The organism is Microbacterium sp. BR1 (assembly GCF_002812725.1).
Lineage (GTDB): Bacteria > Actinomycetota > Actinomycetes > Actinomycetales > Microbacteriaceae > Microbacterium.
The window spans coordinates 876,520-898,660 of sequence record NZ_NMUN01000004.1 but is presented as its reverse complement, the minus strand read 5'-3'; the positions used below and the strand labels follow the sequence as shown (position 1 = coordinate 898,660).

Sequence of the window (22,141 nt, the reverse complement as noted above, 5' to 3'; positions counted from 1 at the left end):
CCTGTGGTGCGGGGTCCTGCGGTGCGGGGGGTGCGGGGATGCTGCTCCGCCTCGCTCCCTAGACTGAAGGGGTGACAGGGCCCGCTGCATCCGCTGCCCGCGGCGCCGTCCCCTGGCTCGTGATCTCGGGTGTGCTCGTCGCGGCTCTCAGCCTGCGGGGCCCGATCATCGCCCCGACACCGGTGCTGCGCGACATCCAGGACGACCTCGGCATCGGCGCTGCCAGTGCGGGGCTGTTGACGACGGTGCCCATACTCACCTTCGCCGTGCTCACGCCGGTCGCCGCACTCGTGATCCGGCGTGCGGGCGCCGAGCTGGCACTGCTGCTGACGTTGATCGGCGTGGTGTTAGGCACGCTCGTTCGCGCGATTCCCGGATTCGGGTGGATGCTCGCGGGCTCGCTCGTCATCGGCGCGGCGATCACCATCGGCAATGTCGTCGTGCCCGTCATCATTCGTCGTGACGTCCCGCCGCGGCAGGTCAGCGCGGTCACCGCGGCGTATGTGTCGATGCTGAACGCGGGCTCGCTTCTCACCGCGCTCGCAACGGCGCCGCTCGCTGCGGCGCTGGGGTGGCCGCTCGCTCTTCTCACCTGGATCGTGGTGAGTCTGGCGGGAATCGTGCTGTGGGTCGTCCATCTGCGTCGAGCGCGTGGGGCGGACGCGTATTCGGGTGAGCCGACGGTCGTCACCGGGAGCGCTGCCGCACGAACCGCGCCCGACATCTCAGCGCTGACCGGGCCGTTACCGGTCGCCGGTGGGCGCCGCCGAGGCATCCTTCGGCGCCCCATCGTCTGGCTGCTCGCCCTCACGTTCGCCTGCCAAGCGGCGATGTACTACGGGTTGACGACGTGGCTTCCCACGATTCTCGGCGACGACCTCGGCGTCGACCGAACCACGGCGGGCACGATGGCATCGCTGTTCCATGGTGTCGCTATCGTGGGCGCGTTCGTCGTGCCGCTGCTCGCCCGACGGTTCGCGCCGCTCGTTCCGGCCCTGGTGATCTGCGCGTGCTGGCTGATCCTGACCGCGGGGATGCTCTTCGCGCCCGCGCACTACATCGTGTGGGCGACGTTCGGTGCGGTCGCGCACTCGGGGGGATTCGTCGTGATCTTCTCGACGCTCGTCGCGGTTGCCCGATCCGACGGTGAGGCCGCCGGGATGTCGGCGTTCGTCCAGGGCGCGGGCTACGGTGTCGCGGCGCTCGCGGCCCCCGCGATGGGCGCTCTGCACGAACTGAACGACGGATGGACCGGGGCACTCGTGCTGCTTCTCGCCCTGTCGATCGCGTATGGCGTGCTGATGCTCGCCGCGATGCTGCGGCTGCCGAGCGGCCGCCGCGCCTGAAACCCGCGAGCGCGCGCCTCAGCCGTTCGTGACGGCCGTGCGCGCGGCGAGGGCGCGGTCCATCGCGGTCCCGAGCGACCATTCCTCGGCCAGACGGCGCGCCTCGGCCTCGGTCTCCGGCATGAGCGGTCCGAGGGCTCCGGCATTGACGGCCGCGGCGAGCAGAGCGCCCTCGTCTCGATCCAGGTCGAGGTCGCGCACCACCTCGACGACCTTCGGCGCCACGGCCAGGTAGGGCAGCGCCGCGAGGATCTTGGCGCGCACGCCCGCGGACATGCCCTCTCCGTCCTCGGCGGCCGCGACGATCCCGGCCAGGTCGCCGTGGGCGGCGAGGAGGGTCGCCGCGGTCTTGTCGCCCACCCCGGGAACGCCCGGCAGGCCGTCCGAGGCATCCCCGCGCATGACCGCGAAGCCGACGTACTGCGCCGGAAGCACGCCGTACTTTGCGACGACGACGGCGTCGGTGACGATCTCGAGCTTGCTCATGCCCCGCGCCGTATAGACGACCCGGACATCCGTCTCGTCATCGACGAGCTGAAAAAGGTCGCGGTCTCCGGTCACGATGTCGACCGGAACGGACGCCTGGGCGGCGAGCGATCCGATGATGTCGTCGGCCTCGTGCTCGGCGCGACCCACGATCGGGATGCCGAGAACCCCGAGGGCCTCGCGGATCAGGGGGATCTGCGCTTCGAGCGGATCGGGCACCTCTTCGACATCCGAGCCGCCCGGCACGATCTCGGCGACGCGATGCGCCTTGTAGCTCGGGATCAGATCGACTCGCCATTGGGGGCGCCAGTCGTCGTCCCAGCACGCGACGAGGTGCGTCGGCCGGTACGTCGTGACGAGCTTCGCGATCATGTCGAGCAGGCCGCGGACCGCGTTGACCGGGGTCCCGTTCGGAGCCTTGACCGTGTCGGGAACCCCGTAGAAGGCTCGGAAATAGAGCGAGGCGGTGTCGAGCAACATCAGGCGCTGGGTCACCCGTTCAGTCTGGCATTCCGGCCAGGGGTGCGCGCCCCCGGGTTACCGTGGTCGGAGATGCTCGGGAGGTATCGACGGAGATGAACACGACGACGAGATCGACGCGCGGGATGCGCGGCCGGGCCATCCGCGCCGCTGCGATGCTCGCTGTCGCCTGCGGAGCGCTTGCCGGGTGTGCCGCCGGGCCGGTTGCACCGTCGACGCCGTCCGTGGCAGCTACCTCGCCGCGAAGCTCGGACGCCCCGTCCGGTCCGCGCGACGTCGTCACCGGACTCGCCGCGCCGTGGTCGGTCGTGCTCGTCGGCGATTCGGCGCTCGTCTCCGAGCGGGACGCGGCCCGGATTCTGGAGTTCACGCCGGGTGGAGACATCCGCGAGGTCGCCGCTGTGGAGGGCGTGGTGACGGGCGGCGAGGGTGGACTGCTCGGTCTGGCAGTTTCCCCGGACGAGAGCGCGCTGTACGCGTATTCGACCGCGGCCGACGGGAATCGCGTCGAACGCTACGCGCTCGAGGGCGGCTCCGGCGCTCTGAGCCTCGGGGTGCCCGAGACGATCGTCGACGGCCTGCCCAGAGCGGGAATCCATAACGGCGGGCGCATCGCGTTCGGCCCGGATGATGCCCTGTACATCGCGACCGGTGACGCGGGTGTGCCCGGCTCGGCGCAGGACCCGGACAGCCTCGCGGGCAAGATCCTGCGGCTCGAGGCCGACGGCGCGATTCCCGCCGACAATCCCGTCGCGGGGTCGCCGGTGTACAGCCTCGGTCACCGGAACGTCCAGGGGATCGGATGGTCGGACGACGGTCGGATGTTCGCGAGCGAGTTCGGTCAGGACGCGGTGGACGAGCTGAACGTGATCGAGCCCGGCGCCAACTACGGGTGGCCCGAGGTGGAGGGGTCCGGCGGTGCCGATCGCGGGTTCGTGGATCCGGTGCAGGAGTGGGCGACGGATGCCGCGAGCCCGAGCGGACTCGCGGTGATCGGCGACACGATCTACATCGCGAACCTGCGCGGGCGCGTCCTGCGGGCCGTGCCCGTGGATGACCCGTCCACGGCGAAGGAGTACCTGAGCGGGGAGGTCGGGCGGTTGCGGGCCGTGCTCGAGGGTTCCGACGGCGAGGTGTGGGTCGTCACGAACAACACGGACGGGCGCGGCGATCCCGCTCCGGGCGACGACCGGGTGATCGCGATCGATCCCGCCACTATCCCGTCATAGGGGCGGATCCCGGAATGCGGGCGAGGACCGTGAGGCGCCGCTGCCGCATCGCGAGGAACAGCGGGAACGTGAACGCGAAGGCGGTCAGGCCCGACAGCACGATGTAGAGCCAGGCTCGGCGCATCCCGAGCCTGCGCGCCTCGACCACGATGAAGACGCACCCCGCGACCGCCACGACGAGCAGGTCGACCGTGATCGACGACACGGCGGGGCCACTCGTGACGAGGTCGCCGAGATAGTCGCGGAGCTGGATGATCGCGAGGGCGTTGAAGGTCCAGGTGCCGACGAGGCCCGCGATCGCGAGCGCGAGATAGGCGAGGGGGAGCGGAGTCCAGTCACGGTTCATGCGTCGATCATCCGCCAGGCGAGGGGCCTTGCGGCGGCGACTCGGCCTCCGAACGGTCGCGACATGCCGTTCCATGCGTGTGTGGAACGGCGAGTCGCGACCGTTCGGGGCGGAGCCAAGGGTCTCGGCGTCAGGCGAGCAGAGCCACGCCCATCGCCGCCGTCGACGCTCCCATCGCGATCAGCTGCGCGCGCTCCAGGACCGATGCGCGCGCCGCGCCGCCGTGCGGTGCACGGGTCGCGATCACCGAGACGAGTCCGAAGAGCAGAGCGGATGCCGCGGCGACCAGTCCGAACGATGGCCCCGAACCATGGTGCCCGGCGCCTGGACCCGGGGTCGAGGCATCCGGAATCATCGCGAGCACGAGCGCCGCCATCACGACCAGGCCGAGCGTTGCGTGCACGGTCATGACCGTCGAGGGCACGAGCGCAGCACCGGGCCCGCGCTCGACACGTGAGCGCGCCGCACGGCCGCGCAGCGCCGCCAACGCGATCGCCGCGACGATCAGCAGGGCCGCCCACAGGATCGGGGCGACGACACCCCACAGCACGACGTCGAGCATCGCGACGAGCATCAGAACGGATGCGGCGAGCTCGGGCGCCCGCGCCCGGCGGCGATCGGCGGCTATGCAGCACGCCCCGATCGCCGCCGGTGCGAGCGCACCGAGGTGGAGGAGCTCACCCACGAAGCGACCGGCTCAGCGAGAGGCGTGGTCGTCGTGCGCGCCGTGCGCCGTGGCCTCGTGCGCGTGCCCCGCGTCATGCGCCGAGTGCGATGCGTGATCGGCGTGCCCCGCATCCATCGAGCAGTGTTCGGTCATGGCCGGGGCCGGCACGTTCAGCGTGGGGTTGCGCTCGAAGAAGTTGTACGGCTTGAGCGTGAACTTGGCGTAGTCCATCGGCATGACGGGCCAGTCCTCGTTGCGCGGGAAGTGCGTGAGCCCGAACGTGTGCCACAGCACGACGTCCTCGCCGACGAGAGGGTCGTCGCCCGCGATGTACGCGGTGATGCCGTCGCCGCCCGGGTTCTGGTTGACGAAGTCGCCCGCCGCGTACCGCTCGGCGGGGTCGTACTTGGTCACGAACAGGTTCTTCGTGGCGAACTCCGCGCGCCGGGCGATCGAGGACGAGCCATCCGCCAGGAGCGTCGGCGTCTCGGTCGGGAACAGCACGTACGACGTCGGCTGCCCGAGCTCGGTGGTCTTCTCGGTCGACGCGATCTGCCAGACGCGGTTCACGGCGCCGTCGGCGACGCGCCCCGAGACGGCCTCGGAGGCGATCGGCGTGACCTTCTTCGTGAAGGCGTTGCCCGCGGGGTTGGTCTCGGAGACGGGCAGGCGCACCGCATCGATCTCGTTGACGACGTTCGACAGGCCGTCGACCGTCATGTCGAGGCGCGCCGAGAACAGGTGCTGGTGGTACGGGGCACCGAGCCCCGGCGCGACCTGCGATGCGAACGGGTAGGCCGTGCCATCCGCCGCATCACCCGGGAAGGACGACGTGAAGAGGATGCCGGTGAGCTTGGCCTCGCACTCGATCGTGCCGTCGAGGTAGAGGTACCAGTAGAAGCCGTAGTCGTAGTTGCCGACCGTGGTGAAGAACGAGATCACGAGGCGGCGGGAGCGACGGACCTCGTGCGATCCGGTGAAGATGTCGGTGTGCTTCCAGAGCGTTCCGAAGTCCTCTTCGTGCATGCAGATGCCGTTGTCGATCGTGCGCGGCAACCCCAGTTCGTCGGGGAGGACGGCGTCGAAGTACTGGATCTCGCCGACGCAGTCGCAGCCGAGCGCGAGGGAGTTCGTGTAGCGGCCGAACATGTACTCGCCGGTGTCGAAGTAGTTCTGCCAGAACCGGTTGGGGTGCGGGTCGGCATAGGGCACGAGCATCTCGTTGATCGACCCGCGGTACATCACCGGCCGATCCACGCCCTTGTCGGCGAACGAGAGTTCGCGCAGGATCAGGCCCTCGCGCATGTCGAAGCCGATCCGCAGCTTCCAGTTGCCCCACGTCACGTGCTCTCCGTCGACCGTGAAGCTCGGTCCCTCGGGCTGCGTGATGACGATGGGCTTGAGGGTGTCGAGCGGCGGTCCCTGCAGCTCCGGGTCGTCGAAGTTGCCGTGCGTCTCGGGAACCGCGAACCCGGGGGTGTCGATGATCTCGATCACCCGGCGGTCGGCGGTGTCGATGTAGGCGGTCAGGCCGTCTACGGGGTGGGCCCAGGGGTGGTCGGCCGGGTGGTCCATGCGGAAGACGAACGATCGGACGATGCGGCGCCCCTCTTCCGCGGCATACCCGTAGTGGCCCGCCGAGAGCGGCACGGCCACGACCTGATCGATCGTGAGGCCGCGGGCGGCGAGCGCGGCGATCCATCCCTCGTCCTCGGCGAGGATGAGACCGACGTCCTCGAACTCGGCGTCGAGGATCGGCAGCTGGCCCTTCGACCCGTCGAGCACGGTGCTCGAGAGCGTCTCGCCCGTCGTGATCGAGACGATCGAGTCGGTCGAGCGCCCCGTCGCCATGTCGAGCAGCTGCACGCGCGCGCGGCGATCCGGGAGGGACGCCTCGCCCGCCTCCCAGCCGAGCACCTCGCCCTTCGTGGGCTCTTCGAGCCCGACGTAGGCGAAGCGCGTGGTCGTCGTGAAGTCCGCGCGGCCGAGCACGATCGTGCGGACGGCCTCGATCTCGGCGACCGAGAGGGACGACAGCGGGTGGGCGGGCGCGTCGGGCGCGGAGTAGGCGACGGATGTCTGGATGTCGGTGATGCTCATGAGTGTCTCCTCGGTGGGGCAGGTCGCTTCGACGTGCTCGGCGACCGGATGGTTGTCTCGGGTCAGCCGGCGATCGAGTCGGTCAGCTTGGTGTACGCGGCGGGGCGGCTCTTCTTGATCCACCACGCCTGCACGAAGCCGAGCGCCGGGAAGAGCGCGATCAGGGCCAGCAGGAACCAGCTCACGGCCCCGAATGCGGGCGCGCCGGTGCCGTCGACATCGCCGACCATGATCGGGAAGTACGCGACGATGAGGGCGGCCGAGGCGATCAGCCCGAGCAGACCGAGCGCGGGAAAGATGATCGTGTTCCAGGGACGACGGTCCTTGCGGGTCCTGGCGAAGTAGACGATCACCGCGACCGAGGTCACCGCCATCAGGATCGCGATGGCGAGCGTGGCGACGCCGGCGAACCAGGTGAAAACCTGCAGCACGGGATCGAGGTTCAGCACCGCGAACAGCGCGATGAGCAGCACGGCCGTCACCGTCTGCACGATCGAGGACACGTGGGGCGAGAGGTGCTTCGTGTGGACCACGCCCAGGCGATCGGGAAGGACTCCCGCGTTCGACATGGAGTGCTGGTAGCGCGTGATGACGTTGTGGAACGAGAGCACGCAGGCGAACATCGCCGTGATGAGCAGGATGTTGACACCGATCTCTCCCACGACTCCGAGGTAGCGGGCCATGGTCGTGATGATGAACGTGCCCGGGTCTTCCGCGATGACGCCCATCACCCCGTCGGGACCCCAGGCCATGACGAGCGCCCACGCGGCGAGCGTGGAGAAGACGCCGATGCCGATGACGGCGGTGTACGTCGCACGCGGGATCGTCTTGCCCGGGTCGCGCGCCTCGTCGCGGAAGATCGCGGTCGCCTCGAAGCCGATGAACGCCGCGATGGCGAACATCATGCCGATGCCCGGGGATCCGCTCACGACGTTGGCGGGCTCGAAAGGTGCCAGGCTCAGCCCGTCCTCGCCGCCGGTGATGACGACGGCGATGACGAGCGCCAGGACGATGCCCACTTCCGCGACCAGCAGCACGCCGAGGATCTTGCTCGACAGGTCGATGTGGCGATAGCCGAGGACTCCGACCAGCGCGATGACGGCGAGCGAGTAGACCCACCACGACAGCAGGGGCCCACCGACCGAGTGCACCGTGACCGAGAGGATGTAACCGATGTATCCGTACACCGCGACCTGGACGGCCGTGTAGGTCAGCATCGCGATCCACGCACTCGCGAGGCCCGCCGAACGCCCGAGTCCGTACCCGACGTACGTGAAGAACGCGCCGGGCTTGGGGACGTGGGCCGTCATCGTGGCCAGGCCGACGGCGAAGAAGAGCAGCACGATCGCGCTGATCGCGTAGAGGGCCGGGAATCCGACGCCGTTGCCGATCAGAATGCCGAGCGGCGTGGCCCCGCCGACCACGGTCAGGGGCGACGCCGCGGCGACGACCATGAACACGATGGCGGTGGCGCCGAGCGAGCCCTTGAGCGCCCGCTTCGCGGGAGCGTCGACTCCGGGGGTTTCGAGTTTGGTCATGTGATGTCCGATCTGTGGGGGATCTCTGGAGGGCAGGGTTCGCGGGAGGGCAGGGTTCGCTGAAGGGTAAGGATCTCCGGGGGTGCGCGGATTGACCCGAGCCTGTCGTCCGCCGGTTGCCCGGGCGTCTCGGCGGTGTGAAACCTCTCGGCCGCCGTGTGAGACGTCCGCACGGCGGTGTCTCATTCGGCGACACACGGCCGAAACACGCGGGACGTGCCGCGGCAACGGGCTCTGCGTACCGTGAGCCCGAACGAGGAGGAGTGACATGACGGCACTCGATCGGGCGATCGCCCGCCCGTCGCCCGTGCGCGGATTCGGAGCGCGCTCACCCCTCGACGGCCTCGATAGGCGGAGCGTCTCGTTCGCCGACGTGCTGGCGCAGTCCGTCGCGGCCGTCGCCCCGTCCGCGGCCGCGACGACGGTCGTGGTGCTCGTCGCGGGGGTTGCCGGCGTCGCGACCGTCCCCGCGATGCTCACGGCCGGTCTGCTCGCCCTCATGGTCGCTTCGACGATCAACCAGTTCACGAAACGCATGGCCGCCGCGGGATCGCTCTACACCTTCGTCTCGAAAGGGCTGGGATCGGGCGCCGCGCTCGCCGCGGGCGCGGCGATCGTCATCGGGTACGGCTTCATCGCGGTCTTCGCCCTCTTGGGCGGCGCTCACTACCTGACGATGTTGATCCGCGGCTTCTGGCCGGAGTTCGGGGGAGTCTGGGGCGTCGCGGCCGTGCTCGTGGCCGAGGTGGCGGTGCTGACGCTCGTGTTGGTGCGAGGCATCCGCGTCTCTTCGCGGGTCGCGCTCGTCGTCGAGCTCGTCTCGGTCGTCATCATCGTCGTGCTTCTCGTCGTGCTGCTGGTGCAGATCGGTCCCGTGGATGTCTCGGCCGTGGTGCCGACCGAGGGTTTCTCGGTCGCCGGGTTCGCCGCCGGGGCCGTGCTGGCGCTCACCGCGCTGGTCGGGTTCGAGAGTGCCGCGACACTCGGGGTGGAGGCGCGCGCGCCGCTCCGCAACATCCCGCGGGCCATCGTGGCCACGGTTCTCTTCGCCGGGGGGCTCTACCTGCTGGCGGCGTATACGCAGGTCGCGGGTTTCCACTCGCTCGGGCGCGAGCTGGGGGACGGCGACTCTCCGATCAACGTCCTCGCCAGCGCCTACGGTGTCGCCGAACTGGGAATCCTGATCGACCTCGGAATCGCTGCCTCGTTCCTCGCGTGCGCGATCGCCTCGACGACCGCCCTGACGCGCGTGCTGTTCTCGCTCGGCCGTGACGGGATCGCCCCGCGGGCCCTCGGCAGCGTGCATCCGCGATATCGCACACCGATCGGTGCGATCCGGGTCGCGGTGCCGATCGTCGCGATCGCTCCGATCGCCGCGGTGCTTGCGGGGGTCGGGGTGTGGGAGGCCATGGAGGCCGTCATCGCGGTCTCGGCGGCGGGCTACATCGGGGCCTACGTGCTGGTCTGTGTGGCTGCGCCGGTCTTCCTCCATCGAATCGGCGAACTGACCTTCCGGACCGGCCTCGTCGCCATCGCGTCTGCGCTGGTCCTGGCGGCGGGACTCATCGCCTACCTGGTGTTCGTGGGCGTGGAGGGCAATCCCGGCGCACCGCTCGCGCTCATCGTCGCGGTGGCCGCCGCGTTGATCGTGGCGTGGCGCAGACGGCGGGGCGAAGCATCCCTCGCGGGAATCGGCGCCTACGACGAGCCGGTCGCCTCGGAAGTGCTCGGCGGCATCGCGCGGAGAACACCGGATGCCTGAGTCACGGGTTCGCGCGGATGCCCCGGCCGTCGGGGACATCTCGGCGCGTCAGCCCCGTGCGATCCACAGCGCCCTGACCGTGCTCGAGGCCGTGGCCGAGCTCGGTGCCGGAGCGACCGCCCGTGAGATCTCGCAGGCGCTGGGGCTGCCGAAGGCGACGACGTATCGCCTGGTCAACCTGCTCGTGCAGGACGGTTTCCTCGTCCGCACCCCCGACCTGTCCGGCTTCGCGCTCGGCGCGAAGGTCGTGCACCTCGCGTCTGTCGCGGCTCCCGTGCGGCTGCCTGCCGCGGCCCGGGAACTGCTCGCCGCGGCGCGCGACCAGGTCCGCGGGGGAGTCCACGTCGTGCTGTATCCGGAGGGTCGCGTGACCCTGGTCGACGCGGATCCGGACTTTCCGTTCAGCGATCCGGTGCGGCTCGCCCGTGATCCCTCCCGGTTCGCCCTGGGTCGGCTGCTGCTGGCCGAGGGCGCCAGCGGCGGCGCGCGGGTCGGCAGCGCGGGGCTCGGCCACGGAGTCGATCCGGAGCGCCTCGATACCGCCGCGGCAGACCTGCGACGCTTCGGCGTGACGCGTCAGATCGGCGAGCTCGTGGCGGGATTCGGATGCCTCGCGCTCCCCATCCGCGACGCCGGCGGCACGCTCGCGGGCGCCTTGGGCTTTTCGGGCCCCGCACACCGGGTTGCCGAGCCATCCGCAGTCATTCGCCTCCTCGAGCCGACCGCGACGCGCCTCGCGCCGCTCCTCACCTGACACTCGGGCGCGAACGGTCGCGCCACGCCGTTATATGCGCGTGTGAAACGGCGAGTCGCGTCCGTTCGCGGTGGTCGCGGCCGCTCGCGGGGCTCAGGCGAGAAGTCGGCCGCTCGCGTCGAGGACGAGGCCGCGCGGCATGATGCCCGCGAGTGTCGCCGCCACCGCGTTCGTGCCGCCCGAGACGATGCTCGGCGGAGTGCGGCGGCGATCGAGCGCGCGCAGGGCGTTCGCGACCACCTGCGCCGGGGTCTGCACGCGCCCGCGGGCCATGTCCTCGGCCTGCGCGATCTCGAAGAACTCGGTGGCGGTAGCACCCGGGCTGATCGCCAGCACCCGCAGCCCCGACGCCCGGGTCTCGTAGGCGATCGCCTCGGTGAAGCTCAGGACGAAGGCCTTCGATGCTCCGTACACGGCCATGTGTGGGGTCGGCTGGTACGCGACGACGCTCGAGACGTTGACGAGCGCTCCGCGACCACTCGCGACGAGCGCAGGCAGGAAGGCGTGGGTCAGGGCGACGAGCGTCGTGACGTTCACCTGGATCATCGTGGCCACTCGTGCGGGATCTGCGTCGATGAAATCCCCGCGCATGCCGAAGCCGGCGTTGTTGATCAGGGTGTCGATCCGGATGCCCCGCGCCTCCAGTTCGTCGCGCAGTTCGGTCGCCGCCTCGGTGCGTGCCAGATCCATCGCGATCGGTGTGGCCGTGATGCCGTGGCGATCACTCAGCTCGCTCGCGAGCTCGATCAGGCGGTCCTCACGGCGTGCGATGAGCACGACGTCCGCCCCGCGGGCGGCGAGGGCGTCGGCGAAGGCGGCGCCGATACCGGAGCTCGCGCCGGTGATCAGGGCGGTGGTGGCGGTGAAGTCGATGGGCATGATCGCCACACTAGGTGCCGCCGGATGTGCGGGGGCCGAGTCTGCGTGCGCGGGTCCGAGCCGCTAGTGCGCGGGGCGCACTAGCGTTGTCGGATGCGTCGCCCCACGCCCGACCCCGTTGCTCCGGGACAGGAATCCGTCTGGGACTACCCGCGCCCGCCGCGGGTGGAGCGCGTTGATGCCGCGGTCACGATCGACCTGGGCGGCATCCGGATCGTCGAGACCCGGGATGTCGTCCGCGTGCTCGAGACGAGTCACCCACCGGTCTACTACCTGCCCCTCGCGGACTTCACCGAGGGTGCACTCGCGCCGGCCGCCGGCTCGTCGTTCTGCGAGTGGAAGGGCGCCGCTCGATACCTCGACGTGCGCGGCGGCGACCGCGTGGTGGCGGGCGCCGCCTGGAACTACCCGCATCCGTCGACCGGTTTCGAGCTGCTGGCCGACCGCGTGGCGGTCCACCCGGGCGAGATGGATGCCTGCACGGTCGCCGGCGAGCGCGTCGAGCCGCAGCCGGGTGGCTTCTACGGCGGATGGATCACGGCCGCCATCGCGGGTCCGTTCAAGGGTGTGCCGGGGTCGAACGGCTGGTAGGCCACGCTGGTCGCGCCGACCGGCTCGGCGACCGTTAGCGTGGGGGCATGAGCACCCAGGTGGACAAGGCCCAGACCCTCGAGCGACTGCATGCCGCCCCCGAGATCCTTCGGGTGGTGAACGTCTGGGACGCCGTCTCGGCGCGGGCGATCGCCGCCCTTCCCGAGACGAAGGCCCTGGCCACCGCCGGTCACTCGATCGCCGCGACGTTCGGCTAAGAGGACGGCGAGAACATCCCCCTCGAGGTGATGCTCGACATGGTGGGGCGCATCGTCGCGGCGACGGACCTACCCGTCAGCTCCGACCTCGACGCGGGCTACGGCGATGCGGGCGAGACGACGCGGCGTGCGATCGGCGTGGGTGTCGTCGGCGCGAACGTCGAGGACAGGCTGCGCCCGCTCGACGAGTCCGTCGCGAACGTGCGGGCCATCGTCGCCGCCGGAGAGGCGGAGGGCGTGCCGTTCGTCCTGAATGCACGGACGGATGCCTTCGTGCGCGGCGGCGGTCGCCCGCGCGAGGAGTCGATCGCGGACGCGATCGAGCGGGGGCGCGCCTACCTCGACGCCGGCGCGAGCCTGGTGTTCGTCCCGGGGATCCTCGATGCCGACACGACCCGCGAACTCGTCGCGGGCCTGGGCGCGGGCAAGCTGAGCGTCATCGGATTGCCCGGTGCGCTCCCGGCCGCCGAGTACGAAGCACTCGGGGTGGCTCGCATTTCGTACGGGCCGATGACGCAGCGGGTCGCTGTGACCGCGCTGCAGGACCTCGCGATCGACCTGTACGCGGACGGCGTCATCCCCGCCTCGGTGCGCGCGCTCAACTGATCGCGGAATAGGGCGGCCCGGGCCTCGGTTCTGATGGGCGTGGAGGCGTCGTCCGTGGGCCCAGACAGGCAGGTGGACGTCGGCGCGCCCATCGCCGTCGACGTCGTCGTGATCGGTGCCGGTCAGGCCGGACTTTCGGCGGCCTACCACCTGCGACGACGCGGTCTCGTGCCGCTCGATGGTGCCGGATCGGGTGCGCGGACGTTCGTGGTGCTGGATGCCAACCCCGGACCCGGCGGAGCCTGGCAGCATCGCTGGGAGTCGCTCCGGATGGGCACGGTCAACGGAATTCACGAACTCCCCGGATATCCCGTTCCACCGGCGGATCCGACGTCGGCGAGCCGAGACATCCTTCCGGCGTACTTCGCCGAGCACGAGGAACGTTTCGATCTGCGCGTGCACCGGCCCGAACAGGTTCGGGCGATCGAGCGTGAGGACGACGATCAGCGTGGGCGTCTGCGCGTGGAGACGGACCGCGCGACCTACGACTCGCGCTACGTCATCAACGCGACCGGCACGTGGACGAAGCCGTTCTGGCCGCGCTATCCGGGTCAGGAAAGGTTCCGGGGGCGGCAGCTGCACGTCGCGGACTACGTCGCGGCCGACGAGTTCGCCGGTCAGCGGGTCGTGATCGTCGGTGCCGGGGTTTCGGCGATCCAACTGCTCGACGAGATCTCGCGCGTCGCCGAGACGTTCTGGGTGACGCGGCGCGAGCCGGAGTGGATCGACGACGACTTCGACATCGCGGCGCGCGTCGCGGCGATCGCGGGCGTCGACGAACGGGTCCGCCAGGGGCTCGTGCCGGGCAGTGTCATCTCGGTGACCGGGATGCACTGGACACCGTGGGCGCGCGCGGCACAGGCGCGCGGTGTGCTGGTGCGGCATCCGATGTTCACGTCGATGGAAGAGCACGGGGTGCGGATGCCGGATGGTTCGTTCGTCGCCGCCGATGCGATCCTCTGGGCGACGGGCTTCCGCGCCGCGCTCGACCACCTCGCGCCGCTGCGCATCCGTGTGGCGGGTGGTGGCATCCGTGTCGAGGACAGCCGGGCGACCGACGAACCGCGCCTGTTCCTGATCGGGTACGGACCGTCGGCGTCCACGATCGGCGCCAACCGGGCCGGACGCGCCGCGGTTGCGCAGATCGTCGCGGAATTGAACGCGGCGCCGCCGGCGCTCTACGCGGCGCGTGACAGCGTCGCGTGAATGCGCTGCAGGTCTTCGAGGAGCGAGCCGATCAGGATCCAATGATCCGGCGACGGCATCGTGATGGCGAGCGGAGCGGTGAGTGCGGGAACCATCCCCTCGCCCGTCACGTCCGGAGCACCCGCGTCGGTGCCGACTCGCAGCTCGAGGCGCACGTCGTGGGCGGCCCGGCGCAGCTGGTCGGCGATGGCCCGGACGGTGGGCTCTTCGGCGATGGTCGGGTCGTAGTGGTCGGAGAACGCGCGCGTCATCCCGATCACCTGCGTCACGATGGGACCGAGGCGATCGAGCACTGTGCTGAGGGCCGCCAACTCGTCGCGATGTCGGCGGGCACGGGGGTTGAGGGTCAGCGAGTCGCGCCCCGCGATGATCGCCTTCTCGGCGGCATCACGCATGGGCCGCATGAGCCGAGCCGTGAGCAACAGCTCCTCGACACCCGCGCGCGGCATCCCTGCAGGAGACGGCGGATTCTCGAGGGCGGCCGCGAGGCGCTCGAGCGAGGCAGCGACCTCCTCACCCAGTGCATCGACGGCGCGATGTGCGGGGGCGACGGCCACCGGGGGGACGAGGATGACGTTCACGATGATGCCGATCGCCGCTCCGATGACCGTCTCGAGAACGCGGTCGAACGCGTATCCCGGTGTCGCTGCGCCGAGGGAGAGCACCAGGAGCGCACTGATCGCAACCTGATTCGCGGTGCCCGCGGTGGCGCGCGCCAGCCACGCGACGATGAGCGCGACGACGATCGACACGAGGATCACCCAGGTGTCCTCGCCGAAGGCGATCCCGAGCACCGACGCGATGACCACCCCGACGATCACCCCGACGCTGCGTTCGATCGCCTTGCTGAACGACTGGTTGAGGCTGGGTTGCACGACCAGCAGCGCAGCGATCGCCGCGAAGACCGGGGGCGGACCCTGCACGATCGCGTCCGCGATCAGCCACGCCCCGACGGTCGCGATCGCCGACTTCGCGACCTGCAGGAGGGGCACCCGGTGCGGGGCCCGGATGGCGGATGTCACGCGCATCCCCCACGGTATGCCGGTAGCGGCCCGGCGACCACGGGGCGCGCATAGGCTGGGTCGTTCCGAACGCTCGAGGAGGATCGTATGTCCCGGATTCTGATCATCGGCGGCCACGGCAGAGTCGCCCGCCTGCTCACACCGCTCCTCGTCGCCCGCGGGGACGACGTCTCGGCCGTCGTCCGCAACGTCGACCACACGGCCGATGTCGAGTCGGATGGCGCGACCGCCGTGGTCGCGGACGTCACGCAACTCGATCGCGAAGCACTCGCCGGGCTCCTCGCCGGGCACGACGCCGTGGTCTGGTCCGCGGGGGCCGGCGGGGGAGACGCCGCCCGGACCTACGCGATCGATCGCGACGCGGCCATCCGTTCGATGGATGCGGCGCAGTCAGCGGGGGCAGTGCGCTACGTGATGGTGTCGTACTTCGGGGCCGGATCCGAGCACGGCGTGCCGGCGGACGACGCGTTCTTCGCCTACGCCGAGGCCAAGGCGGCCGCCGACGAGCACCTGCGCGCAACGGGGCTGGACTGGACCATCCTCGGTCCGAGCGGACTCACGCTCGACCCGCCGACGGGACGGATCGACGTGGGCGGCGCGGAATCGCGGACGGTCGCCCGCGCGGACGTCGCGGCCGTCATCGCCGCCGTCCTGGACGAGCCGTCGACGATCCGGCGCACGATCGAGTTCAACACCGGCGAGACCCCGATCGCCGAGGCCGTCCGCGCCTGAGGGCTTCGGGCGGGCGCGAGGCCGTCAGGGGGTGCGGGTGAGCATCGCCGCCGAATTCGCGGCGATCCACTCCATGAGCGGCAGCATCCGCTCCATCAGCTCACGACCGAGTTCCGTCAGCGCGTACTCGACGCGGGGCGGGACCTCGGGGTACGACTGGCGATGCACGAGCCCGTCGGCCTCGAGTGTGCGGAGCGTGGACGCGAGCATCTTCTCGCTGATGCCGTCGACCTCGCGTCGCAGCACGCCCCATCGTCGTGTCCCGTCGCTGAGTGCCAGTAGCACCAGCACGCCCCACTTGCTCATCACGTGGTCGAGCACGGTGCGCGTGGGGCATCCGTCGGTGAAGACGGCGTCTCCCGCCACGTCCCGGATATCGGCAAGACTTACGCTCATGTGAGTAACTTACCGAAAAGTGGGTACCTGGCGGCTGGAATGCATTGAGTCGGGGCGGTGGTTGGCGAAGGAGACACTCGTCGTTCTGAAAGGACTCTCCATGAAATACCTGGTCACCGCCGCAGGCGGAAACCTCGGTCGCCTCGCCGTCGAGGCACTGGTCGCGAGCGGCATCGCACCCTCGGACATCGTCGCCGGTGCGCGCTCGCCCGAGAAGGTCGCCGACTTCGCCGAGCGGGGCATCTCGACGGTCGAGATCGACTACGACCGGCCCGCCACGATCGCGACCGCGCTGCAGGGTGTCGATCGCGTCCTGCTCATCTCGGGGTCCGTTCCCGGGGCACGCGTCGCGGGGCACGAGAACGTGGTCCGTGCCGCACACGCCGCCGGTGTCGATCGTCTCGTGTACACGAGCGCACCGCAGGCGACGACCTTCGACTACGCGCTCGGCGCCGACCATCGGGCAACCGAGGAGATGATCGCCGCATCCGGCATCCCCGCCGTGATCGTTCGCAACAACTGGTACCACGAGAACTATGCGGCGGATGTGGCGCGAGCGGCAGAGACGGGCGTCGTCGCGTCATCCGTGGGCGGCGCGCGCGTCGCGAGCGCGAGCCGCGCCGACTACGCCGCGGGGGCTGTGGCGGTTCTCGTCGAGGACGGCCACGTGGGCCAGGTGTACGAATTCTCGGGTGATGTCGCCTGGACGTTCGACGACTTCGCCGCCGCCGCATCCGAGGCCCTCGGCCGCGAGGTGGTCTACGAGCGACTGACGAGCGAGCAGCTCGCCGCCGGTCTCGCCGCCGCGGGCTTGGACGAGGGCACGGTCGGGTTCGTCGTGGGCCTCGACCAGGCGATCGCGGCCGGGGTCCTGTCGCAGGCGGACGGGGTGCTCTCGAACCTCCTGGGTCGGCCGACGACGCCGTTGGTCGATGGCGTGCGCGCGCTCCGCGTCTGATCGGACGGCCCTCGCTGTCGTCCTTCGACCTATCGTTGAAGGATGACGGCGGGGGCCGCGGTGTCGGGACCGCACGAGGGGGAACGACCCGACTACGGCGGGTACATCCGCGCGCGGCACGAAGAGATCGCGGCGCGTCTGAGTCTGATCGAGTCGCAGCTGACGGGTATCCGCGACGCTCGTGAGGAGTGGACGGATGACGAGCACGACCCCGAGGGGTCGACGCTGATCACCGAATGGTCGCGCGCCGAGGGGCTTCGGGGCGAGTACCTCACGGAGCTGGCCGAGCTCGAAAGGGCGGGCGAGCGACTGCGTGCGGGGGAGTACGGCCGGTGCGCCCGGTGCGGCGAGCGGATCGTCGACGGACGTCTGCGTCTGAGGCCGGCCGCAACGATGTGCGTGCCGTGCCTGGGCGCGTCGCGCTGAGCCTCGCTACACTCGCACCCAAAGCCACCTCGTCGGAGACTGTCGCCGCGGGGCGGAGTCCGGGGCCGCCGAAGGCAGGGACCGCAGTGGGGACTGAGAACAGAGCGCTGGTGGGCGACGCCCTCGAGCTCGTCGTCGTGGGCGTGGGGCCGTATCTCGATCGGGTGTTGCTCGATCACGCCGCGGCATACGATCCGCACGACACCGGGGGCATCGGGGACGACGATCGTATCGATCGCGACCTCGTGAGCATGCTGAGGGTGCTCGCCTGCGCCCCCGCAGACGATGGGAACGATGCGTCGGTCAACGCCATCGCGGGGTACGCCCGTGAGTTGCAGGCCGTGTGGGACGCGTGGGCTCGCATCCGACCGTTCGACGCGGCCGAGACCTATCGTGCGCTCGACACCGCCGCGCGCCTGCTTCTCGCGACGGGCGCGGAGGACGAGGCCGCCACGTTGCGTGGACTCGCGACCGTGCCCCTGGCCCTGTTCGCCGCGCGGGCGCTGGCCGAGTACGTCGTGGAAGAGGCCGCCGGGGCGTCGGAATCCGGTCTCGAGCCGGAAGGCGACAGCGGTCATCCGGACGAGGATCCGGGCGCGGAGATGGTGCAACCCGTGCGCCTGCGCGCCGTGAACCATGCGCGCCATGCCGAACGGGTCGAGGATGCCCGTGCGCCCGCGTCCATCCGTGCGCTGCGCGTCATCGACCCGGCCCTGCCGCTCGTGACCTGGTCGGAACTCAGCGACACCATCACCGCGCTCCTGGCGACAGGTCGCCTCGATCCGGAGGTGCTCGCGGGGTTCACGCGAAGGAGCCTCGACGAGCGGGCACGTGCGGCCGTCGAGGGTGCCGCGACGCGGGGTCTCACGATCAGGCCCGAGCATGTCGCCTGGGTCGTCTCGGTCCTGCGCGCGCGTTATGCCGGCACCGCGCGTGTCACCCGCGCCGCCGCGACCTCGCTCGTCGCCGAGTACATCGCGGAACTGGCACCCCGAGCGGGTGTCGACCCGCGGCGCGTGCGACAGGACATGATGGCCTGGGTGGACGTCGAGCGCGCCTGACCGGCCGCAGTCCTGGCACACTTACCGGGGACATGTCTCGCGATTCGCCCCGTGCGAACCGGAAGGCCTGCGCGACCCGGAAAGGAACACGACGGTGGCCGACTGGCTGGTGCTCATCGCCCTCGGGCTGACCGTTGCGTTCACGACGATCCCCATCGTGACGACGATCGTCGTCGTCCTGTCGGCCCGCGAGTCGCGTCCCGGATGGCTGATCACGATCGGGTACGCGGCCGCCCTGCTCCTGATCATGGCGCTCTTCGCGGGAGCCCTGCATGCCGTGCGGCTGCCGAAGTTCGGCGACAAGACACTGATCGGGTGGATCGAGATCGTCGCCGGTGTGCTCATGGTCGTGCTCGGCGTCATTCAGATAGCGCGGCGGCGAACCGCCCCGCGGTCGTCACCGCTCGTACGGGGAGTGCGTAACCTCACCCCGACGCTGACGGTCGCGCTCGGCGCGAGCTTCGCGATCCACCCCGAGGCGCTGCTCATCACCGCCACGGCCGCGACGCGTGTGCGCCACGCGGACCCGCCGTTCCTCGTGTTGGTCTTCATGCTGGCGGTCTTCGTGATCGCATCGGTGTCCACGGTGGCCGCGATCACGGTGCTCTTCACGTTCGCCCGCGGCGGCGTACGCGCACGCATGGAACGGATCCAGGACTGGATCGAACGCGACTCCGGATTCGTGATGTCGATCGTGCTCGTGCTCGTCGGCGTCTTCGTGCTGCTTCTCGGCACCGGCACCCTCGGGTGGTTCGGCATCCACCTGTAGTCGGTTCGCGGGCATACTGCGGGCGTCGGCAGCGTTCTGATACCCTTGAATGTCACTTCTGTGACGTTCTCGCCGTGCGTGCACGGCAACAAGAAATCCGCTTCGCCCGACCCCGGGCATCCGTTCGTCCACATGGCGTCCGGACAGGGTCGGAGCCCGACCATACAACCAACAAGGACAACCCACTACATGACTACCGCAACGACCGCCACGGCTCCCAAGCAGGTCGCGATCAACGACATCGGATCTGCTGAAGACTTCCTGGCCGCGGTCGAGAAGACCCTCAAGTTCTTCAACGACGGAGACCTCATCGAAGGCACCGTCGTGAAGATCGACCGCGACGAGGTCCTCCTCGACGTCGGGTACAAGACCGAGGGTGTCATCCCCTCGCGCGAACTTTCCATCAAGCACGACGTCGACCCCAACGAGGTCGTCAAGCTCGGCGACGCTGTCGAGGCTCTCGTTCTCCAGAAGGAGGACAAGGAAGGCCGTCTCATCCTGTCCAAGAAGCGCGCTCAGTACGAGCGCGCTTGGGGTGACGTGGAGAAGATCAAGGAGAACGACGGTGTCGTCACCGGTCAGGTGATCGAGGTCGTCAAGGGTGGCCTGATCGTCGACATCGGACTCCGCGGCTTCCTGCCCGCGTCGCTCATCGACCTGCGTCGCGTCCGCGACCTCACGCCGTTCCTCGGCCAGGAGATCGAGGCGAAGATCCTCGAGCTCGACAAGAACCGCAACAACGTCGTCCTGAGCCGCCGCGCGCTGCTCGAGCAGACGCAGTCGGAGTCGCGCACGAACTTCCTCAACGCGCTGCACAAGGGCCAGGTCCGCAAGGGCGTCGTCTCGTCGATCGTCAACTTCGGTGCGTTCGTCGACCTCGGTGGCGTGGACGGCCTCGTGCACGTCTCCGAACTCTCGTGGAAGCACATCGAGCACGCCAGCGAGGTCGTCGAGGTCGGCCAGGAGGTCACCGTCGAGATCCTCGAGGTCGATCTCGACCGCGAGCGCGTCTCCCTGTCGCTCAAGGCGACGCAGGAGGACCCCTGGCAGGTCTTCGCCCGGACGCACGCGATCGGTCAGGTCGCGCCGGGTAAGGTCACCAAGCTCGTTCCGTTCGGTGCGTTCGTCCGCGTCGCGGACGGCATCGAGGGCCTCGTGCACATCTCGGAGCTGTCGGGCAAGCACGTCGAGCTCGCCGAGCAGGTCGTCTCGGTCGGCGAAGAGGTGTTCGTCAAGGTCATCGACATCGACCTCGAGCGTCGCCGCATCTCGCTGTCGCTCAAGCAGGCCAACGACTCGATCGACCCGTTCGGTACCGAGTTCGACCCGGCTCTGTACGGTATGGCGACCGAGTACGACGAGAACGGGGAGTACAAGTACCCCGAGGGCTTCGACGTCGAGACGCAGGCCTGGAAGGAAGGCTTCGACGCCGAGCGCGAGAAGTGGGAGCAGGAGTACGCCGCTGCCCAGGCGCGCTGGGAGCACCACAAGGCCCTCGTCGCCAAGGCCGCCGAGGCCGAGGCCGCAGCGCCCGAGGCATCCGCGTCGTCGTCGTTCTCGAGCGAGTCGGCCGGAGCGGGCACGCTCGCCGATGACGAGTCGCTCGCGGCTCTTCGTGAGAAGCTCGCGGGCCGCTAAGCCGCGAATCCGCAACGACCGACAGGGGTCGGGGTCTTCGGACCTCGGCCCCTGTGGCGTTGCCGAGGGAAACAGGGGCGCGAGCGGTCGCGACCCGCCGTTCACTCGCCGTGCACACGACGAATCGCGACCGTTCGCGGGCGCGGCGCGGCCCGCGTACTCTGTGTCAGGCGCGGGGCACCTCGACGCGCGGCCGCACGGCGACATGCGTGATGTGGACGTCCGACGGCGCGTCCACGACGTGGCGCACCTCGCGCGCGACCGATTCCGGACGGATGTAGCGCTCGGGAACATAGGTTCCCCCGGCATCCGCCACCATGGTGCGCTGCATGGCCGTGTCGGTCGGTCCCGGTGCGACGGTGACGACGCGGACGCGGTGTCGCGCTTCGTCCAGTCGCAGGACATCGGCGATGGCGCGGAGCGCGAACTTCGAGGCGGTGTAGATCGCGCTTCCGGCCGTGGGCCGGGTTCCGGAACCGGATCCGATGAAGATCACGGTGCCTGCGCTGCGACGGATGAGCGGCAGCGTCGCCCGCGTCAGAAGCGCGGGCGAGACGACGTTGATGCTCAGCTGTCGCTCCCAATCGTCGGCCGTCGCCTGCTCGACCGAGCGGACATCGGCGATCGCGGCCGCGTGGACGAGCACGTCGAGCCGATCGAACTGTGCCGCCAGGCTGTCGATCGCGTTCGCATCCGTCAGCTCGACGATCCGTGTTTCGGCTCCGGTATCGGCGGCCAGCCGCGCGAGCGCTTGCTCGTCGCGGCCGACGGCGACGACCCGGTGGGTGTTCGCCAGATCTCGCACGATCGCGCCACCGATGCCTCCCGAAGCGCCCGTGACCAGGGCGACGGGACGGCGATCGGATGCGGGGGCGGAATGTGAACTCATGAAACCTGTATACGCGGCCCGGGCGGCCGATCGCGAACCGCC

At 70.0% G+C, this 22,141-nt stretch carries 21 protein-coding genes and 1 pseudogene; 13 read left to right on the top strand and 9 right to left on the bottom strand.

The window, feature by feature from the left end:
- The first annotated feature begins 71 nt into the window (after positions 1-71).
- Positions 72-1,346, top strand: a complete 1,275-nt coding sequence (locus tag CGU35_RS08475) for an MFS transporter (protein WP_100811057.1) — start codon at positions 72-74, stop codon at positions 1,344-1,346.
- Between the two features lie 18 nt (positions 1,347-1,364).
- Here the strand turns inward: CGU35_RS08475 and CGU35_RS08470 are convergent, their stop codons facing one another.
- Entirely contained in the window at positions 1,365-2,327 is a 963-nt protein-coding gene (locus tag CGU35_RS08470) for a 5'-3' exonuclease (protein ID WP_100811056.1), read from the bottom strand.
- Positions 2,328-2,536: 209 nt separating this feature from the next.
- Here CGU35_RS08470 and CGU35_RS08465 point away from each other — a divergent pair, with 209 nt between their 5' ends.
- Positions 2,537-3,541 (top strand): PQQ-dependent sugar dehydrogenase, encoded by a 1,005-nt coding sequence (locus CGU35_RS08465; RefSeq protein ID WP_232711195.1) that lies wholly within the window; start codon positions 2,537-2,539, stop codon positions 3,539-3,541.
- Here the strand turns inward: CGU35_RS08465 and CGU35_RS08460 are convergent.
- The 4 genes from CGU35_RS08460 to CGU35_RS08445 all read right to left on the bottom strand — a co-directional run bounded on the left by CGU35_RS08460 (position 3,528) and on the right by CGU35_RS08445 (position 8,192).
- Positions 3,528-3,887, bottom strand: coding sequence for a DUF2834 domain-containing protein (locus CGU35_RS08460; protein ID WP_100811054.1), 360 nt, complete (start codon positions 3,885-3,887; stop codon positions 3,528-3,530). The genes CGU35_RS08465 and CGU35_RS08460 overlap by 14 nt on opposite strands.
- A gap of 130 nt (positions 3,888-4,017) precedes the next feature.
- Positions 4,018-4,572 carry a hypothetical protein gene (locus tag CGU35_RS08455; protein ID WP_100811053.1) on the bottom strand — a complete coding sequence of 185 codons (555 nt, stop codon included), beginning with the start codon at positions 4,570-4,572 and terminating at the stop codon, positions 4,018-4,020.
- A gap of 12 nt (positions 4,573-4,584) precedes the next feature.
- Entirely contained in the window at positions 4,585-6,654 is a 2,070-nt protein-coding gene (locus CGU35_RS08450) for a primary-amine oxidase (RefSeq protein WP_100811052.1), read from the bottom strand.
- Between the two features lie 62 nt (positions 6,655-6,716).
- Positions 6,717-8,192, bottom strand: a complete 1,476-nt coding sequence (locus CGU35_RS08445) for an APC family permease (protein WP_100811051.1) — start codon at positions 8,190-8,192, stop codon at positions 6,717-6,719.
- A 268-nt stretch (positions 8,193-8,460) separates the two neighbouring features.
- On the opposite strand from CGU35_RS08445, the gene CGU35_RS08440 reads away from it, so the two are divergent.
- Both CGU35_RS08440 and CGU35_RS08435 read left to right on the top strand, forming a co-directional pair.
- The gene (locus CGU35_RS08440) at positions 8,461-9,954 is read left to right on the top strand and encodes an APC family permease (RefSeq protein ID WP_100811050.1); all 1,494 of its coding nucleotides are present in this window, start codon (positions 8,461-8,463) and stop codon (positions 9,952-9,954) included.
- On the top strand, positions 9,947-10,708 hold the full coding sequence (locus CGU35_RS08435) for a helix-turn-helix domain-containing protein (RefSeq protein WP_100811049.1): 762 nt from the start codon (positions 9,947-9,949) through the stop codon (positions 10,706-10,708). The genes CGU35_RS08440 and CGU35_RS08435 overlap by 8 nt, the downstream gene beginning before the upstream one ends.
- Before the next feature lie 93 nt (positions 10,709-10,801).
- On the opposite strand, the gene CGU35_RS08430 is transcribed toward CGU35_RS08435, so the two are convergent.
- A complete protein-coding gene (locus CGU35_RS08430) occupies positions 10,802-11,587 on the bottom strand; it encodes an SDR family NAD(P)-dependent oxidoreductase (RefSeq protein WP_100811372.1) in 786 nt (261 codons plus the stop codon).
- Between the two features lie 93 nt (positions 11,588-11,680).
- Between CGU35_RS08430 and CGU35_RS08425 the strand changes: the two genes are divergently transcribed.
- The 3 genes and pseudogenes from CGU35_RS08425 to CGU35_RS08415 all read left to right on the top strand — a co-directional run bounded on the left by CGU35_RS08425 (position 11,681) and on the right by CGU35_RS08415 (position 14,208).
- Positions 11,681-12,178 (top strand): DUF427 domain-containing protein, encoded by a 498-nt coding sequence (locus tag CGU35_RS08425; RefSeq protein ID WP_100811048.1) that lies wholly within the window; start codon positions 11,681-11,683, stop codon positions 12,176-12,178.
- A 47-nt stretch (positions 12,179-12,225) separates the two neighbouring features.
- Positions 12,226-13,002 (top strand): annotated as a pseudogene (locus tag CGU35_RS08420) (isocitrate lyase/PEP mutase family protein).
- Positions 13,003-13,056: 54 nt separating this feature from the next.
- Positions 13,057-14,208, top strand: a complete 1,152-nt coding sequence (locus CGU35_RS08415) for an NAD(P)-binding domain-containing protein (protein ID WP_232711194.1) — start codon at positions 13,057-13,059, stop codon at positions 14,206-14,208.
- Here the strand turns inward: CGU35_RS08415 and CGU35_RS08410 are convergent.
- Positions 14,181-15,236 carry an FUSC family protein gene (locus CGU35_RS08410; protein WP_100811046.1) on the bottom strand — a complete coding sequence of 352 codons (1,056 nt, stop codon included), beginning with the start codon at positions 15,234-15,236 and terminating at the stop codon, positions 14,181-14,183. The two genes, CGU35_RS08415 and CGU35_RS08410, sit on opposite strands and share 28 nt — an antisense overlap.
- An 81-nt stretch (positions 15,237-15,317) precedes the next feature.
- On the opposite strand from CGU35_RS08410, the gene CGU35_RS08405 reads away from it, so the two are divergent.
- On the top strand, positions 15,318-15,962 hold the full coding sequence (locus CGU35_RS08405) for an NAD(P)H-binding protein (protein ID WP_100811045.1): 645 nt from the start codon (positions 15,318-15,320) through the stop codon (positions 15,960-15,962).
- Between the two features lie 24 nt (positions 15,963-15,986).
- Here CGU35_RS08405 and CGU35_RS08400 read toward each other — a convergent pair whose 3' ends face one another.
- A complete protein-coding gene (locus tag CGU35_RS08400) occupies positions 15,987-16,358 on the bottom strand; it encodes a winged helix-turn-helix transcriptional regulator (RefSeq protein ID WP_100811044.1) in 372 nt (123 codons plus the stop codon).
- Positions 16,359-16,458: 100 nt separating this feature from the next.
- Here CGU35_RS08400 and CGU35_RS08395 point away from each other — a divergent pair, with 100 nt between their 5' ends.
- The 5 genes from CGU35_RS08395 (at position 16,459) to rpsA (ending at position 21,210) form a co-directional block, all read left to right on the top strand.
- A complete protein-coding gene (locus tag CGU35_RS08395; protein ID WP_100811371.1) occupies positions 16,459-17,316 on the top strand; it encodes an SDR family oxidoreductase in 858 nt (285 codons plus the stop codon).
- Between the two features lie 42 nt (positions 17,317-17,358).
- Positions 17,359-17,742, top strand: coding sequence for a TraR/DksA family transcriptional regulator (locus CGU35_RS08390; protein ID WP_100811043.1), 384 nt, complete (start codon positions 17,359-17,361; stop codon positions 17,740-17,742).
- Between the two features lie 110 nt (positions 17,743-17,852).
- The gene (locus CGU35_RS08385) at positions 17,853-18,803 is read left to right on the top strand and encodes a hypothetical protein (protein WP_100811042.1); all 951 of its coding nucleotides are present in this window, start codon (positions 17,853-17,855) and stop codon (positions 18,801-18,803) included.
- A gap of 94 nt (positions 18,804-18,897) precedes the next feature.
- On the top strand, positions 18,898-19,572 hold the full coding sequence (locus CGU35_RS08380) for a GAP family protein (RefSeq protein WP_157813919.1): 675 nt from the start codon (positions 18,898-18,900) through the stop codon (positions 19,570-19,572).
- A 189-nt stretch (positions 19,573-19,761) separates the two neighbouring features.
- Positions 19,762-21,210: a 30S ribosomal protein S1 gene (gene rpsA, locus CGU35_RS08375; protein WP_100811040.1), complete on the top strand. Its 1,449-nt coding sequence runs from the start codon at positions 19,762-19,764 to the stop codon at positions 21,208-21,210.
- 166 nt (positions 21,211-21,376) lie between these two features.
- Here rpsA and CGU35_RS08370 read toward each other — a convergent pair whose 3' ends face one another.
- A complete protein-coding gene (locus CGU35_RS08370) occupies positions 21,377-22,099 on the bottom strand; it encodes an SDR family oxidoreductase (RefSeq protein ID WP_100811039.1) in 723 nt (240 codons plus the stop codon).
- Positions 22,100-22,141: the final 42 nt, after the last annotated feature.